This window comes from Sphingomonas sp. CL5.1, from assembly GCF_013344685.1.
Classification (GTDB): domain Bacteria; phylum Pseudomonadota; class Alphaproteobacteria; order Sphingomonadales; family Sphingomonadaceae; genus Sphingomonas.
On the sequence record NZ_CP050137.1, the window covers coordinates 1,211,965 to 1,226,277 of the forward strand.

At 61.8% G+C, this 14,313-nt stretch carries 13 protein-coding genes and 2 pseudogenes; 4 read left to right on the forward strand and 11 right to left on the reverse strand.

The annotated features are described in order from the left end of the window. Positions 1 to 11 precede the first annotated feature (11 nt). Positions 12 to 917, reverse strand: a complete 906-nt coding sequence (locus F9288_RS06095) for an alpha/beta hydrolase (RefSeq protein ID WP_174835809.1) — start codon at positions 915 to 917, stop codon at positions 12 to 14. A 266-nt stretch (positions 918 to 1,183) separates the two neighbouring features. On the opposite strand from F9288_RS06095, the gene F9288_RS06100 reads away from it, so the two are divergent. Together F9288_RS06100 and F9288_RS06105 are read left to right on the forward strand one after the other, a co-directional pair. Further along, positions 1,184 to 1,975 (forward strand): IclR family transcriptional regulator, encoded by a 792-nt coding sequence (locus F9288_RS06100; protein ID WP_174835810.1) that lies wholly within the window; start codon positions 1,184 to 1,186, stop codon positions 1,973 to 1,975. Then, positions 1,972 to 3,039 carry an AraC family transcriptional regulator gene (locus F9288_RS06105; RefSeq protein WP_217482592.1) on the forward strand — a complete coding sequence of 356 codons (1,068 nt, stop codon included), beginning with the start codon at positions 1,972 to 1,974 and terminating at the stop codon, positions 3,037 to 3,039. The genes F9288_RS06100 and F9288_RS06105 overlap by 4 nt, the downstream gene beginning before the upstream one ends. A 175-nt stretch (positions 3,040 to 3,214) precedes the next feature. On the opposite strand, the gene F9288_RS06110 is transcribed toward F9288_RS06105, so the two are convergent. From F9288_RS06110 to F9288_RS06135, 6 genes are all read right to left on the reverse strand, one after another. Continuing rightward, entirely contained in the window at positions 3,215 to 5,251 is a 2,037-nt protein-coding gene (locus F9288_RS06110) for an acetoacetate--CoA ligase (protein ID WP_174835811.1), read from the reverse strand. Next, a complete protein-coding gene (locus F9288_RS06115) occupies positions 5,248 to 6,225 on the reverse strand; it encodes a hydroxymethylglutaryl-CoA lyase (RefSeq protein ID WP_217482593.1) in 978 nt (325 codons plus the stop codon). The genes F9288_RS06110 and F9288_RS06115 overlap by 4 nt, the downstream gene beginning before the upstream one ends. Continuing rightward, a complete protein-coding gene (locus F9288_RS06120) occupies positions 6,210 to 6,989 on the reverse strand; it encodes an enoyl-CoA hydratase-related protein (RefSeq protein WP_174835812.1) in 780 nt (259 codons plus the stop codon). The genes F9288_RS06115 and F9288_RS06120 overlap by 16 nt, the downstream gene beginning before the upstream one ends. A gap of 35 nt (positions 6,990 to 7,024) precedes the next feature. Beyond that, positions 7,025 to 8,332, reverse strand: a complete 1,308-nt coding sequence (locus F9288_RS06125) for an MFS transporter (RefSeq protein WP_174835813.1) — start codon at positions 8,330 to 8,332, stop codon at positions 7,025 to 7,027. A 101-nt stretch (positions 8,333 to 8,433) separates the two neighbouring features. Beyond that, complete coding sequence (locus tag F9288_RS06130; RefSeq protein ID WP_174835814.1) at positions 8,434 to 10,605, reverse strand: TonB-dependent receptor; 2,172 nt, start codon at positions 10,603 to 10,605, stop codon at positions 8,434 to 8,436. Then, entirely contained in the window at positions 10,598 to 11,845 is a 1,248-nt protein-coding gene (locus F9288_RS06135; protein WP_217482594.1) for a CaiB/BaiF CoA-transferase family protein, read from the reverse strand. Before F9288_RS06135 ends, F9288_RS06130 begins: the two co-directional genes overlap by 8 nt. A gap of 271 nt (positions 11,846 to 12,116) precedes the next feature. Between F9288_RS06135 and F9288_RS06140 the strand changes: the two genes are divergently transcribed. Then, complete coding sequence (locus tag F9288_RS06140) at positions 12,117 to 12,872, forward strand: IclR family transcriptional regulator (RefSeq protein WP_174835816.1); 756 nt, start codon at positions 12,117 to 12,119, stop codon at positions 12,870 to 12,872. An 11-nt stretch (positions 12,873 to 12,883) separates the two neighbouring features. On the opposite strand, the gene F9288_RS06145 is transcribed toward F9288_RS06140, so the two are convergent. The 4 genes and pseudogenes from F9288_RS06145 to F9288_RS22365 form a co-directional block, all read right to left on the reverse strand. Further along, a complete protein-coding gene (locus F9288_RS06145; RefSeq protein WP_174835817.1) occupies positions 12,884 to 13,117 on the reverse strand; it encodes a hypothetical protein in 234 nt (77 codons plus the stop codon). A gap of 232 nt (positions 13,118 to 13,349) precedes the next feature. After that, complete coding sequence (locus F9288_RS22090) at positions 13,350 to 13,610, reverse strand: hypothetical protein (protein WP_368076212.1); 261 nt, start codon at positions 13,608 to 13,610, stop codon at positions 13,350 to 13,352. A gap of 10 nt (positions 13,611 to 13,620) precedes the next feature. Beyond that, a pseudogene (locus F9288_RS22095) lies at positions 13,621 to 13,860 on the reverse strand (hypothetical protein); the annotation flags it as partial. Beyond that, a complete protein-coding gene (locus F9288_RS22365; RefSeq protein ID WP_174835818.1) occupies positions 13,791 to 14,087 on the reverse strand; it encodes a transposase domain-containing protein in 297 nt (98 codons plus the stop codon). The pseudogene F9288_RS22095 and the gene F9288_RS22365, both read right to left, overlap by 70 nt. On the opposite strand from F9288_RS22365, the pseudogene F9288_RS22105 reads away from it, so the two are divergent. Next, a pseudogene (locus tag F9288_RS22105) lies at positions 13,980 to 14,297 on the forward strand (tyrosine-type recombinase/integrase); the annotation flags it as partial. The gene F9288_RS22365 and the pseudogene F9288_RS22105 overlap by 108 nt on opposite strands. Positions 14,298 to 14,313 lie beyond the last annotated feature (16 nt).

A 14,313-nucleotide genomic window follows, 5' to 3' on the forward strand; every position in this document is an offset into this window, starting at 1 on the left:
GCGCGGGCGGATCAGGGTCGGAGCGCCTTGTACCAAGCGGCGATGTTCGCCAGTTCGGCGTTGGCTTCCGGCGCGCGGCCGGACAGGGCGAGAAAGACGTGCTGCATGCCGGGCACGACCGAAAGCTGCGCCTTCACGCCGGCGGCCTTCACCTTGCTGAAAAGGCTTTCCGAATCGCTCCTGAGCGTTTCGGCGCTGCCGCATGCGATGTAGATCGGCGGGAAGCCAGCGAAATCGTTTTCCAGCGGGTTCGCCAGTTTGTCCAGCGGGTCGGTCTTACCACCCAGGAACATTCCGGCCATCCCTTCAAGGACGGCACGGCTGACCAGCGCATCGGTAGCCGCGTTCGTCTTCAACGTGTCGCCGCGCAGCGCCATGTCGAGCCAGGGCGAATAAGCGATAACCGCGCCCGGCAGCGGCAGACCGAGGTCGCGGAACTTCAGCACGCTCGAGACCGCGAGATTGCCGCCCGCACTGTCACCTGCCGTCAGGATGTTGCGGGCCTCGTATCCCTTGGCGAGCAGGGCCTTGTAGGCCGAAACGGCATCCTCGATCTGCGCCGGGTAGGGATGCTCGGGCGCACGGCGATAATGCAAGATCACCGCCGTGACACCAAGCGCCTTGGCCAGGTGCCCGGCGATCTTGCGGTGGCTTTCCGCCGAGCCGACGGCAAAGCCGCCGCCATGGGTGTACTGGATGACGCGAGTCTTGTCCGCACCCGCAGGCAGGGCCCAGAGCGCATCGACGCCGCCGACAACATCGCTCTTGTAGCTGACATCCTCGGGCTCCAGCGCAGGCTGGCCCCATTCATCGAACATGCTGCGTAGGTTCAGGATCGTCAGGTTCGGATTCGCGACCATCTGGTCGGTCCAACTCTGATAAAGCGCGCGCAGAACGTCGGCTTCCTTGCTAATCATTCATCTCTCTCCTGAGAATTTAGTTCGTCCAGTATTCCGGTTCGTCCTGAATTATAGAACGCGCCAAGGCGGCCGGTATTGGACGTTCTTGCGCGACGCATTGAACGGTCTTGGCACTCCGGCGAGCCGGCGTATGTCTGTCAGTCCTCACCGGAGCGGTGCTTGTAGCTTGCGGTTATCCCGCAGAGCGGAATAAAATTCCGCAATTTGACGAATGCGGCGGCCTCGGGCTACTCTTTCGCGAGGCGCCACCAAGGGGGAGTCGGATGAGACCAAGGAAGGAGCCCAGTCCCGAGCTGGAGCAGGATCGCAATTTCGTCGTCGCCCTGTCGCGCGGGCTGGAGATTCTGCGCGCCTTTGGCCGCGAGGGCGAGGCGCTAGGCAACCGGGACTTTGCCCAGCGCACCGGGATGTCCAAGTCCACCATCTCGCGGCTGACCTACACATTGCACAAACTGGGCTATCTCAGCCATGACGCGGATACGGCCCGTTACAGACTAGCCCCGCCGGTCCTGACGCTTGGCTATGCCTGCCTTGCCGGACTTCCCCTTCGGAAGTTGTCCAAACCGCTGATGCAGGAAATCGCCGATTACACCGGGATGCCAGTGGCGATGGTCGCCCGTGACAAGATGTCGATGGTGTATCTTGAGCGATGCAAGGGCACTAATGCATTGACCCTAGCCATCGAGGTTGGCGCCCATGTCAAGATGGCGACCAGCGCCGCGGGTCGCGCCAGCGTTGCCGCCATGGCGACGAATGGGTACCCCGAAATTCTCGAGGAGCTCCGCGACCACGAGGGCGAGAACTGGACGCTGGTCGAGCCGGGAATCGAAGCAGCGATCGAAAGCTACCTAAAGCGCGGTTTTTGCACCTCATACGGAGAGTGGCGCAGCGACGTGAATGCTGTCGCGGTGCCGCTTCTACCGCGCGATGGTTCGCCAGTCATGGCCTTCAACTGCGGCGGCCCTTCGCATTCTCTCACGCGCGACTGGATCGAGAGTGACGTAGCGGCACGCATGGTTTCGCTCGTCCGGCGCGTGTCGGAGTTCGCCTCATGATGACCCGCCTTGCAGCCGGTTCGGTAACGCGCGACAGCGTCTCGGGGCTCGTGCATCCCGACGCTCCGATGCCGCTTGCTCCCGGTGCGGGGGGCGTCGGACGGCTCGCCGAATGTCAAACGGGACATTCCCCGCCGGGCCCGAGCTACGATCCCCGCAGAGGCCTGAACGGACGGCAGGACGGGACTAAACACCTAGTGCCGCCGGATAGGATTCCCGAGTGGATTCCGGGCGTGCAGACCTTGGATTCTTCGTACCAGGACTGGAGCGGCATCACCCTGAAGGGTTATGACTACGACCGCCAGTCGGCAGCAATCCCGCCCATGCGTGATTACATGATTGTCGGCTACGGGGGCAGCCCGACCTCAATGCATCGAACCGCCGGCAGAGCACGTGAAGAAGGGGAAGTCGGCCCCGGTCGGGTATCCCTACTGACCCGAGCGGAACAATCCACTTGGGCTTGGCGCGATCCGATCCAGGTCCGGCACATATATCTTGGTCACGAGGAAATCGAGACCGCAGCGCAGGGCGTGTTCGATCGCGATCCGCTCTCTATCGAGATCTCTGACTGCGTGTCGACCGAAGATCCCCTGATCGTGAACTGTTTCGACATACTTGGAGCCGAACTGAAATGTGGCGAGTTCGGCCAGCGGCTGATGGTGGACGCCGTGCGCAGCCTGCTGGCTGTGCACCTTCTGCGCCACTACGCCAGGATTCAGCTGCCCGACGAGCAGAATGCCGGGCTTACAGCTGTGCAAAGGAACCGGATCGTCGACCTGATCAATTCGCGACTGGACGAGAATATCAGCCTCGACGAACTCGCCCGCATTGCGGGCACGAGCCCCTTCCAGTTCTCGCGCAGGTTCAAGGTCGATTTCGGGATAGCCCCCTATAGATATGTCATCCGCGCGCGAGTAGCCAAGGCACAGGAAATGCTGCGCCGTCGTAAGGTCCCACACAAGGTCATCGCTTTCGAGTGCGGCTTTTCGGATCAAAGCCATTTCTGCCGCACATTTCGGAGGATAACCGGCGTGTCGCCGAGTGAATACCAGAGCAAAGCCTGATCTCGTCTGGCATGTCTCGTGGCGTCCGTGTTGATCGGAACATCTCGATCCGCCAGAGGTTCTGGCTGTGAGACCCGATACAGCACGACCAAGCTCCGGTTCGGCCAGTGCGGACAGATCTATGAAGCCCTCAAGGGATCAACACCGCCTCGCTGTGCAATTACAGATCCGGACCCTAGGCGCGACCCATCCGCATTAAATACATTTGCCGTAGGTCGGCAAATTCTTGGATCAGTTCTGGATTATACATGGTAGCTGGATCTAATTCGGATGATGGCTCGGACCCCTCGAATATTTTTTTCACGGGTATTTCCTGCTTTTTCATGGAAAGAGTGCGTGGGATACCCGTTGCCGCGATGATGTCGTCCGGTACAAAGCGTGGTGATAATTCGGTGCGTATGGCCTGATTGACTTCGTTCACGACAGTCTGGCTCAGCGGGTCGGACGTGACCAGAAACAGCAACAAAGCTGAACGCCCGCTTTCGATTCGGACATCGATCATCATCGAATCCAGCACGCCGGGATGCGATTCCACGACATCGTAGATCTCGCTGGTTCCCAGACGATGCCCGCCGCGATTGATCGTGGCGTCGCTTCTTCCGAAGATCTCGCATGTGCCGCGCTCGTCAATCAGCAGCCAGTCGCCGTGCCGCCAGACACCGTCGTAGACGCCGAAATAGGTCTCGCGATATCGCTCGCCGTTGTCGTCACCCCAAAGAAACAGCGGCATCGACGGCAACGGTTTGACGCAGACAAGCTCGCCGATCTCGCCAACCAATGGGCGCCCGTTGGCGTCCCACGCTTCGACGGCGGCCCCCAGTTGCCGGCATTGCAGCTTGCCCGGTGTCGCGGGCAGTTCCCGATTGCCGGTGCAGAACGCGCCGCAAATGTCGGTTCCGCCCGAAATGTTAAGCCACCATGGATCCGCATAACCTGACCCGACGAGCGCTCGCGATAGGTGTTGCTGTACCTCGGCGGGCAGTGGCGACCCGGTACTACCGAGGGCGCGCAGCCTGCCGAGATCGCCGACTGCTGCGACATCAACGCGCATCTTTACACATTGGGTGTAATAGGCAGCCCCGGCGCCGAAGAACGTGATCCGATGGCGTGCCGCGAAGCGCCACAGCCGGCTCCAATCGGGTTGCTCTTTCGTACCCGCGGCGCTGCCGTCGAAGAGACAGATCGTCGTTCCGCTCAATAGCCCGGCCACCTGGCTGTTCCACATGATCCAACCAGTCGAGCTGTACCAGTGGAATCGTTCGCCGAGTGCGGCCGGCACATAGCTCGGCTGGAGGTCCATATGTAGGCGCGTCGCCAGCGCACCAAGCAGTACACCCCCATGGCTGTGGACGAGCGCCTTCGGCTTTCCCGTCGTCCCGCTCGAATAGACGATCCACAACGGCTGGTCGAACCGTACCCAATCGGGCTGGAACACACGCGTATCCGCGTCGTCGCGCGACGCGAGCTCAGCGAACGATACATGGCCGCGATTCGGTTCCGTCGCAGGCATCTCGCCTGAACCCACGACGATGCAGGTCTTCACGCTCGGCAGTTGTTGCAACAGCTCTTCGATCAACGCCCGTCGATCTACCAGCCTCCCGGTGTAATAGGTCGCTTCGCACGCGATGAGAACGCAGGGCTCGATCTGCTGGAAGCGGGCAAGCACGGCACGCGCGCCCATGTCTGGCGCGCACACGCTCCAGATCGCGCCGATTGACGCGCAAGCGAGAAAGGCAATGACGGCTTCGGTGCGGTTTGGCAGGTAGGCCGCGACGCGATCGCCACGACCGACGCCGCGCGCGCGCAGCGCTAGAGCCAGCGATGCGGTCCGCCGACGCAGTGTCGGCCAATCCGTTTCGATCACCTCGCCCCGTTCGTCTTCGGCGATGATCGCTGGCTGGCCTGCCGCATCGGCTGGCTCGACGTGCGAGAAGACATGCCGCGCATAATTGAGTTGCGCGCCGGCAAACCACGTCGCGCCGGGCATGCGCGCGTCGGACAAGACCGCAGAAAAGGGCGTAGGCGTGACGATGCCCTCGAAACGCCATAGCGCGCCCCAGAAGGCGTCCTGATTGGCCACCGACCATCGGTGCATCGCTTCATAGTCCGTGAACGCCAACCCCAGTTCCTCGCCGAGCCAGGCGCGGAACTGCGCGATCACAGGAAACGGTCCGCCATGATCCGCACCTCCGTCCGACGCGGCTTGGATCATATAGGCATCGTGTGCGGAATGATACCGGCGTTCATGGTCTTTCCCGGTAGCGGATGCCCGACGATATCGGCGGCGAGCTTGGCGGCGTCGATCAGCGCTGGCAGATCGACGCCCGTTTCGATTCCCATCTCCTCGAACATCAGCGCCATGTCCTCGGTGCACACGTTGCCGGCAGCGGCACGGTTGCCGGCGAATGGGCAGCCTCCCAGCCCCCCTACGGACGAGTCAAAGCGGTCGACACCCAGTTCCAGGCCGGCCAGAATGTTGGCCATACCCATTCCGCGCGTGTCATGCAGATGAAGCGCGAAGGAAAGGTCGGGCCAGCGCTCGCGGGCTAGATCCAGCAGCCTGCGGATCGATGGCGGGCTGGCAAACCCCACAGTGTCGCAGAAATAGACCGTTCCTGGGCACTCACCCTCGTCCGCGCAGATGTCAAGGAGCCGTGCCAGCGTGTCCACCGCGAGCTGCGGCGGCACATCGCCTTCGAACATGCAGCCGAACGCGGTGAAGACATAGGTGACGGTGGTGGCAAGCCTGGCCGCGCGATAACGCTGGATCAGCTGACGCTGGCCCTCGAGCACATCGACCGCGGACCGATTGTTGTTTTTTCGGGCGAAGCTGTCGCTGGTGATAGCGAACACCGATCCGACCAGATCGAGTCTCGATACCTCGGCGCGATCGAAGCCCTTCGCGTTGAGCCACGTGCCCGTGTAGTGCACACCCGGCTCGCGCCGCAGTTCGGCGGCGACGCGTTCCGCGTCCGCCATCTGCGGCACGCGCTCCCGGTCCACGAAGGAAACGCAGTTGATTTCCTTCAGTCCCGTCCGGGCAAGCGCGTGGATGAGCTCGAGCTTGCGCTCGGTCGGCACCACCGTGCGCTCGCTTTGAAAACCCTCGCGTGGCCCCTCCTCGCAGATCGAAACCCGCGAAGGCGTGTTGAGCGGTCGGACGCGTCCCATCAGCGGCCAGTCCATTGTGGGGGCCGCTTGTCGTTGAAGGAGGCCAGCCCTTCCTCCGCATCCTTGGTGAGGCGCATCATCTGGATCTGTCCTTCCGTGTACGCGATTGATTGGGCGAAGGTCATGTCGGTGATTGCGAGCAACGCATGCTTCCCGATCCTGACTGCGGTCGGCGACTTGTCGATAATCCGGCCGACGAGCCACTGCAGTCGCTCATCCAGCTGCGCGCGCGGCACGACGTAATTGATGAGCCCGAAATCGGCCGCGTCTTGCGCGCTGATCGGCTCGCCCGTCAGGCACATCTCGCGGAAGCGGCGCTGCGGGATGAGATGCTGCATCAGACTTGCGACCTGCATCGGAAACATGCCGATTTTGACCTCTGGCAGCCCGAAAATGACGTCGTCGGCTGCCACCGCCATGTCGCACATCGAAAGCACGCCCATTCCGCCGGCCATGCAGGCGCCGTTAACCCGCGCCACGATCGGAATGTCGCACTGCATCACCTTGCGCAGCATCTGCGCATAACCAGTAGTCGGTTGCGAATAATCGTGATCGAACATTCCCGAGCCACGTTTCAGGTCGCCGCCCGCGCAGAATGCGCGTTCGCCCGCGCCGGTCACGACGATCGCCAGCGCGTCGCCGCGCGTCGCCTCGTCGATGCCTGCGGACAAGCCCGCAACGACCGCATCGTTCAGCGCATTTCGGCGATCCGGGCGGTTGATGACCAGGTGGATGACCCGTTCGGACCATTTGTATTGTACGGCTGGTTCGTCAGTCATCTCTCTCTCTCCTTAAAGCGGCCGGTCAGCCGACATCAGATCAACGCTTCGTCGGCCGACGCGATCGGCGTCGTGCCATGCGTGCGCTCGATGGCACGGCGGACCGGCTCCAAGCCGACAAAGGCGGACAAGGTGGCGATCGGGCCGAGTATTCCAATCAGCAATACCGCAGAATGTCCTATTCCCGCCGTACCGAACAAACGGTCGCTAAGCACGCCAATGAGAAGTGGACCGAGACCGTTGCCGAACAGGATGAGCATCATGACGTATAGACCGGCCATTCTCGCCCGCGCCGCTACAGGAGAGACAAGCTGCACCAGAGCCGAGGCATAGCCGGTAAAAGAAAAGGCGAAGAAATGCGCCACGAAAATCAAGGCCAGGAACAGATAGGGGGTGCGGCAGAGGAAGGCCGCCAGCGCGCACGGGGCGCCGACGACCGTACACCAACCGAACACCCGAAGATGGGCGTCGATCATCCCGCCACTGAACAGCCGATCCACCAGTGCGCCGAACACGAGCGTGCCTAAGCCGGATCCGACGAGATGCACCGCACCGTAACTGATCCCGATCTGGTCCGGCTGCCAGCCATAGGCGCGCGCCATGAAGGTCGGCGTCCATAATACGATCGCAAACAGCAGGAGCGCCGTGGTCACAAAGCTGCCGAAGATTGCGGCCAGAGCGCCCTTATTGTCTTTCAGCGCCGAGCCGAACGACGTCGTCGTCGTGCCGCGTGAAACCGGTTCATTCCCACCGGCGCGGAAGGTGAACGCCAGCGCTGCGCTCAGCACGCCGCAAGTGCCGAGCACGATGAACGGCATCTGCCAGCCGCGCACCACGAGCCCGCCGACGAGCGCGATTCCCGGCCAATGCGCAAAATGGCTAACGGCAATTCCGCCCAGTGCCGTCGACGCGCTGCTGCCGAAGATGCCGCCGAAATAGAAAATCGACATCGCCATGCTCAGCCGCTCGCGTGGGAAACGGTCGGCCATCAGCGCATGCGCGGCCGGCATGAGCGAAGCTTCGCCGATCCCGAGGACCATCCGAGCGAGCAGGAGTTCCCCGTAGGTTGCCGCGATACCACAAGCAATCGTGGCCGCAGACCAGACCAGAACGCCAGTAAATAGGACGGCGCGTCGTGAGAACCGATCGATCAACGCTCCGATCGGCCAACCGAAGAAGCCGTAGAACACGGCGAACGCCATACCCAGGAGCAGGCCGACCTGCGTATCTGAGGCGCCCATGTCCTCTTTCACGTGCGGGACCATCAGCGAAAGGACGGTGCGGTCGAACGAATTGAGAAAATAAAACAGGATAAGCACCGCCACCATGTACCAGGCCGACATAGGACTGGCTGCCCTGGCCGACCAAGGACCAGGTTCGCCGCTTGGCGGGAGGATTAATTCCTTCATGAGATGATCTTCATCGTCAGCAACTCCCGGCCATCTCAAAAATTGATCGTGCCGCGGATACCGTACGTAGCCGGACGCATGTAGCTGGCGAGATCGCCCGTTGAGAAACCGACGACCTGAAGCGGATATCGGACGTCGGTGATGTTGCGGCCCCACAAGGCGATTTCGAACCTGTCCGCCGAAGACCGCCACGTCAGCTGCGCGTTGACGATCGCATATTCCGGCTGACGAAGCCGGCCATCCACGGTGAAGTTCATCGGCCCCTGATAATAGGCATTGGCTCCGATGGTGACCTGACCGCTCAGCGCTGCGAACGTGTAATCGATACCAGCGTTGCCACTGCGCTGAGGCGTTCGCAGCAGCGGTTTGTTGGCGGCATCTACGAACGCGGCGACGTTGCCGCCGCCGGGACGCGGAACGAAGACCTGGGCATTGGGAAACTGCTTGTACGTGGCGCTCAACGCAGAAACACCGACGCGCAGGTTCAGGCCGCTGGTCGGCTGGACGACGATTTCCGCCTCGCCGCCGTAGATTTCGGCCTTGGCGGCATTTTGCAAGATGACGGCGTTGCTGACCGGGTCCCTGCTGTTGACCTGGATATCGCGGTAATCCGTATAATATCCGGCAACGTTGATGCGCAGCCAAGGCGCCGGATCGGACTTGAGCCCGAGTTCATAGCTCTTCACGTGTTCAGGGTCAGCCGGGACGGGAGAGAAACCCGGCGCGTTGAAGACACCCGCTTTGTAGGCCTGCGCATAGCGTGCATACAGCTTCAGCTTTTCGCTCGCGCGCCAGTCGAGCGTGAAGCTGGGATCGACGCTGGTCCAGGTTTTACACGTCCTGGGGAGCGTCTGGGTGCCGACGTAATTGTCAGCGGCGCCGCATTTGCGGTCGTTGCTATAGCGTGCGCCGGCAGTAACGGTCAGGGCGTCCGTCAGCTTGTACGAGCCTTGCGCATAAAGGGCGAACGCGCGCAACGTCAGCGCCGCCTTGAGCGACGACGTGTTGACGGTCCGGGGCTTGAAACCGGAATCGTCGTGGATGTAGAAACCACCGATAACCCACGAGAAACGCTGTTTGTCGGACGACGCGAGATACAAGTCTTCAGTCAGCCCGTTGTCATATTGATGCGCGCTCTGAGTTTGAATCGCGAGCGGCGACATATCGAGATCTAGCCGGTAGTTGTTCATGTTTTCGGAATAGCCGGTGATCGACGTTAGCGTGGCACCGGAAAAACGGTGGACGAGCGTACCGCTGAAGGACGTTTGGCTCATTGCCACCTGAGGCGGTTCGGTCAGGCGAACTTGACGGTTTGTATAGGCGAGTGGCACGTTGGGATCGATCTGTCTCGCGACCGTATTGCCGTTCAACGGGAAGTTGGCGATCGTGGTGTCTTTCCGCTTGAAATACCCAGCGGCCAGGGTGATGTCGGTGTCGCCGTCCGGTTGAAACAGCAATTTGCCGCGCACCAGATAATTGTGTTGCGACGCCGTGCGGGTATTGGTGGTCAGTTCGGTCACATAGCCGTCGTCGTCGAGATACTGGGCTACGATGCTTCCCGCCAGGTGGCCGGTTCCGCCGGTAAGGTAAAGCGAGCCCTGAAGCTCGTTGAAGCGGCCATAGCTCGCCACGACCTTCCCGCCGGGCTCAAAACTCGGCGCCTTGGTGATGATGTTGATCGCGCCCGCCGTGGCATTGCGGCCGAGCAGCGTCCCCTGCGGGCCTTTAAGCACCTCGACCCGCTCGATGTTCGCGAGTTCGAAAAGTCCTCCGGTGATGAATGGCTGGTAGACGCCGTCGACGTACGTCGGCACGACCTCCTCGTCGCCTGGGTTCGCGCCCCGGGTGCCGATCCCGCGGATCGTCGGTTGCGGCGTGAAGGTCGACTGCACGAAATTCAGGCTGGGCGTGACCAGTTGGATGTCGCGCGTATCCTGGACGCCTGCCTGCGCGAGCTGCCGCTCGCTCAGCGCGGTAATCGCGATCGGCACATCCTGGAGACGCTCGTTGCGACGCTGCGCCGTGACCACGATATCGCCGATCCCATTGTTCTGATCGGTGGCTGCCTGCGGTTGCAGCGCCTGGACAGGGGCCGATACCGGCGACGAGCTTTGCGCGGTGGCTGCGTGCGGAAAGCCGATCGCAAGCGCCAAAAGCGATGCCTCCAAGGATCTGTTGCGCCTTGCCGCGACCTCGAACTCAATCATCTGCCCCCTCCTTGTCCGTTTCATTTTCCGTTTCACTGAAACGATGCGAGTTGTCTGCTTGTCGGGCGGCGCCCGGTGCATCGAGCTGGTCGATCTCCGCGTTGCTCAAGCCAGCCTCGCGCAGCACCTCGACGGTGTGCTCGCCGATCAATGGTGCCGGCCGGAGCGGGCCCAGTGTCGTCCCATGCCATTCGCTGGGCACAGCCGTCTCGACGTACCGGCCGATGGCAGGATGTTCGAGGTCGGTGAAAAAGCCGATGTCGGTAAGATGCGGATCGTTCACCAGGCTCGCCATCGTGTGCACGGGAAAGACCGGGATGTCGGCTTCCAGTAAGAGCGCGCACCATTCGGCCGTGGTGCGTTTCGCCATCTCGTCGCGCACTAGCCCACTTGTGTAACTGCTGTTGGCGGTGCGAGCCGCGATCGACCCCAGCTTCGGATCGTCCGTCCATTTTTCAGGCTGTCCGATAATGGTCAGGAACGCGCGCCAATTGGCATCACTGTAAATCGTGCAGCACACGAAATCATCGCGTGTGCGATAAGGTTGCCGTTCCTTGGTCATGATGCGCGGGTAGCCGAAGCCGCCCCGCGCGGGCCGATACTTTTGCCCCCAGAAATGATCGCCAAGCACGAATGGCACCATGGTCTCGAACATCGGCACGTCGACCTGCTGGCCGGTGCCGGTACGCTCTCTCGCGTACAGCGCCGACGCGATCACGCCGAAAGCGTAAAGGCCGACCGCTCGATCCATCACGTTCATTGGCACGTAGCGCGGTCCATCGTCGTTGTGTTCGGCGATGAGCGATGGGATCCCGGTCGCCGCCTGAATTAGATCATCGAACGCCGGAGAAGGACCGTATCGGCCGCGTTGTGAAAACCCGATAAGATTGGCGTAGATTAGTCGCGGATTGATGGCCTGCATCACCTCGAACGTCAGGCCCAGCCGCCGCATGCCGGCCGGACGCACGTTGCATACGAGGACGTCGGCTCCGACCAGCAGGCGCTTGAACGCGGAAACCCCTGCGGCGTTCTTGAGATCGAGCACAACGCTGCGCTTGTTGCGATTACTGCTCAAAAACATCGGCCCCATGCCGATGTCGCCAAAAGGTCCGACCCGCCGGATCGGGTCGCCTTCTGGACCTTCGACCTTGATAACGTCGGCTCCGAGGTCGGCCAGCATCTGCGAAGCGGACGCCGCCATGACAATGGTGGTGAGGTCGATGATCCGCACGCCAGCCATTGGCCCAGCACCTGCTGAGGCGGTCGCTCCAGTTGTCGATGGATTGGTGGTGGTCACGACCATGTGCAGCCGGTCGGTGTCGTCGACGTCATCCCACTCCCTCCCGCTTTAGCGAGTCACACGTCTTTGCAGTAATATGTTCCGATATGCAAGCTAGTTTTCTGCTATGTTCCGATATCAGAGCACCAGCGATTTGACAGCTGGTGCGGTTCGTGAAAAAAACCGCACCTCGCGCTGCTGCTGCAACCACACTCGTACAGGTCGATAGGTTATGGTGACTGACAATCCGGACCGTTTCCCGCGGGCGCCGGTTCGGGCACTACAATTGGTGGAACTCCTCGCGCGATATGCCGATGGCATCACGCTGAGCGTTGCCAGCAAGGAGCTGCGGATTCCCAAGACGAGCACGCTGCAGCTGCTGCGTGCCCTCATTCAGAGCGGCTATCTCGTGCATGCCGATGGGCGCTACCGCCTCGGACTGTTGAGCCGGCGATTGGCATTGCTTATCGAGCGGCACACCGCAGTGCATGGCGTCAGGTCTGTACTTGAGGCGCTGCGCGAGCAGATCGGCGAATCCGTGTCTTTCTGCGTGCTGGATCGCACCGGCATTTGGGTGGAACATGTCGAAGTCGTACAGAGCGAGAAAGTGGTCCGCTACGTCATCGCTCCCGGTACGAGGCGTCCACTATACTGTTCGTCACCGGGGCAGATCTTGCTCGCGTGGCAAGCGCCCGCCGACGTTGACCGCTATCTAAGCAGGGTGAAACTGGACCGCCTGACGCCCAACACCATCGTGTCGCGCGACCAATTGTTGGCACGTTTGAGAGATGTCCGTAACAATGGCTTTGTGGTGATCGACTCCGAGATGACTCCGGACGTCGTCGGCGCGGCGGTTCCCGTCTTTGATGCCGATGGTCAGGTCCTGGCTGCGCTGGCGATGGGCGCACCGCAACGGCGGGGGGCGTCCCACATCGACGAGTATGTGGCGGCTCTGCGCAGGAGTGCGGCGCAATTGTCAGCCGTGTAACGGACATGCTGTCAGGCCATTGAACTGGATGGCACTGACGCGCAGTGCCTCTCGCACCAACAATCCGAGCGCAGCGGTGCGAGATCGATAATCGCGGTGTAGCGCAGCTTGGGCCGGAAGATGTCGGCGATCACGTGGACGAGTTGTCGTTCGCACTCGACCGGCAGGATCGCGCCGATCTTGGCGACCACAGAGTCCGCCGCGTTGGCCAGCGCCAGCGCGATCAGCGCGACCAGCCCGCCCACTTCCAGCAGCGCCCCAAAGCCGCGCAGGATACTACGGATATTTGGTTCAATCGCACGCCTTTTCGAACAACATAAGCGCCGACGAAAGGCGGCATTGACGCGAGGTCATCAGCGTGTTGTCCGCGGCTTTGGCGCCCAATTTTTCGCAAGGGTCGCGAGCTTGGTTTCGATGAGGGTGATATTGGGCGGCCGGTTCGGGTCGTATTCCTCGCCGAGGTTTTCCAACGCTTCTTCATGATATTCGCGCTCCGCAAAGCAGCGCCTTGAGCATCTCAGCATAGCCGTACGGCCCACCGGAGTCATCGGGCGGGCGCTCGCCGATCGCCTTCAGGATCCGGGGATAGGTCAGTTGAGGATCGGTCGGCGCGGCCTGCTCGATCTTTACGCTGTGCTCCCAGGCGTCGCCGAAGTCGTAGAGGTGCTGGAATGGTCTTGCGCCATGTATCGCGAAGCGCCTGGGCCAGGGTGGCTTTCCGCGCATCGATCGGCCCATCGAAGCCGTATTCAGGATCGAGCACGCCGAACCCGGTTCGCTCGAACGTCATCTCCCACAGATGGGAGTCGGTCCAGGCCAACGCTGCCTGGAACACCGCGTGCAACCGATCAAGCCGGAAAACTAGCGGGACCTCGATGGTGCGACTGACCGGCGGCGCAACGTCGTCCAGCGTGATCTTCATTCGCACGACCGTGCCGGTGCTCCCGCGGCTTCCTCCAGATGCACTTCCCGGCGTGCAGCCTGCCATTGCCAGGGCAGGAAGTCATCGTTCCGATTGATGGGATGGTCGCCGACGCGCTCGATGACGTCGCTGAACCATGCCTCAAGCTCGATGCCGTTGAGGCGCCAGGTGCCAGCCAGCGCGCACATAGCCAGGAGGAGATGACGGCGCAAGGCTTCCGCGCGATGGCAGCGAACCTGCTCAACGAAATGGGCATCTGGAACCCAGACGCTATCGAGAAGCAGCTCGCCCATCTCGACACCTCGATGGTTCGCCGTGCCTACACGCGGGGCGAATATTGTGACGAGCGCGTCCGCATGATGCAGCACTGGTCCGACTATCTCGACCAGCTCCGGGACGGTGCGAAGATTCTCCGGCCACAATTCGGAAGGGGCCGGGACAGAGGAGCCAAGGGAAGTCGGCGTCTACGCCTTCTCCGCCGCCTCAGCGCGTGGCGCGAATGATGGCTTTTGTTCGGGC

Bases quoted from the DNA above. Each gene is read 5' to 3' on its own strand.
- F9288_RS22090 (WP_368076212.1), bottom strand. From the start codon at position 13,610: ATGGGCCGATCGATGCGCGGAAAGCCACCCTGGCCCAGGCGCTTCGCG.
- F9288_RS06110 (WP_174835811.1), bottom strand. From the start codon at position 5,251: ATGATCCAAGCCGCGTCGGACGGAGGTGCGGATCATGGCGGACCGTTT.
- F9288_RS06105 (WP_217482592.1), top strand. From the start codon at position 1,972: ATGATGACCCGCCTTGCAGCCGGTTCGGTAACGCGCGACAGCGTCTCG.
- F9288_RS22365 (WP_174835818.1), bottom strand. From the start codon at position 14,087: ATGGGCGAGCTGCTTCTCGATAGCGTCTGGGTTCCAGATGCCCATTTC.
- F9288_RS06135 (WP_217482594.1), bottom strand. From the start codon at position 11,845: ATGGCTGGCGTGCGGATCATCGACCTCACCACCATTGTCATGGCGGCG.
- F9288_RS06115 (WP_217482593.1), bottom strand. From the start codon at position 6,225: ATGGACTGGCCGCTGATGGGACGCGTCCGACCGCTCAACACGCCTTCG.
- F9288_RS06095 (WP_174835809.1), bottom strand. From the start codon at position 917: ATGATTAGCAAGGAAGCCGACGTTCTGCGCGCGCTTTATCAGAGTTGG.
- F9288_RS06125 (WP_174835813.1), bottom strand. From the start codon at position 8,332: ATGTCGGCCTGGTACATGGTGGCGGTGCTTATCCTGTTTTATTTTCTC.
- F9288_RS06140 (WP_174835816.1), top strand. From the start codon at position 12,117: ATGGTGACTGACAATCCGGACCGTTTCCCGCGGGCGCCGGTTCGGGCA.
- F9288_RS06130 (WP_174835814.1), bottom strand. From the start codon at position 10,605: ATGATTGAGTTCGAGGTCGCGGCAAGGCGCAACAGATCCTTGGAGGCA.
- F9288_RS06120 (WP_174835812.1), bottom strand. From the start codon at position 6,989: ATGACTGACGAACCAGCCGTACAATACAAATGGTCCGAACGGGTCATC.
- F9288_RS06100 (WP_174835810.1), top strand. From the start codon at position 1,184: ATGAGACCAAGGAAGGAGCCCAGTCCCGAGCTGGAGCAGGATCGCAAT.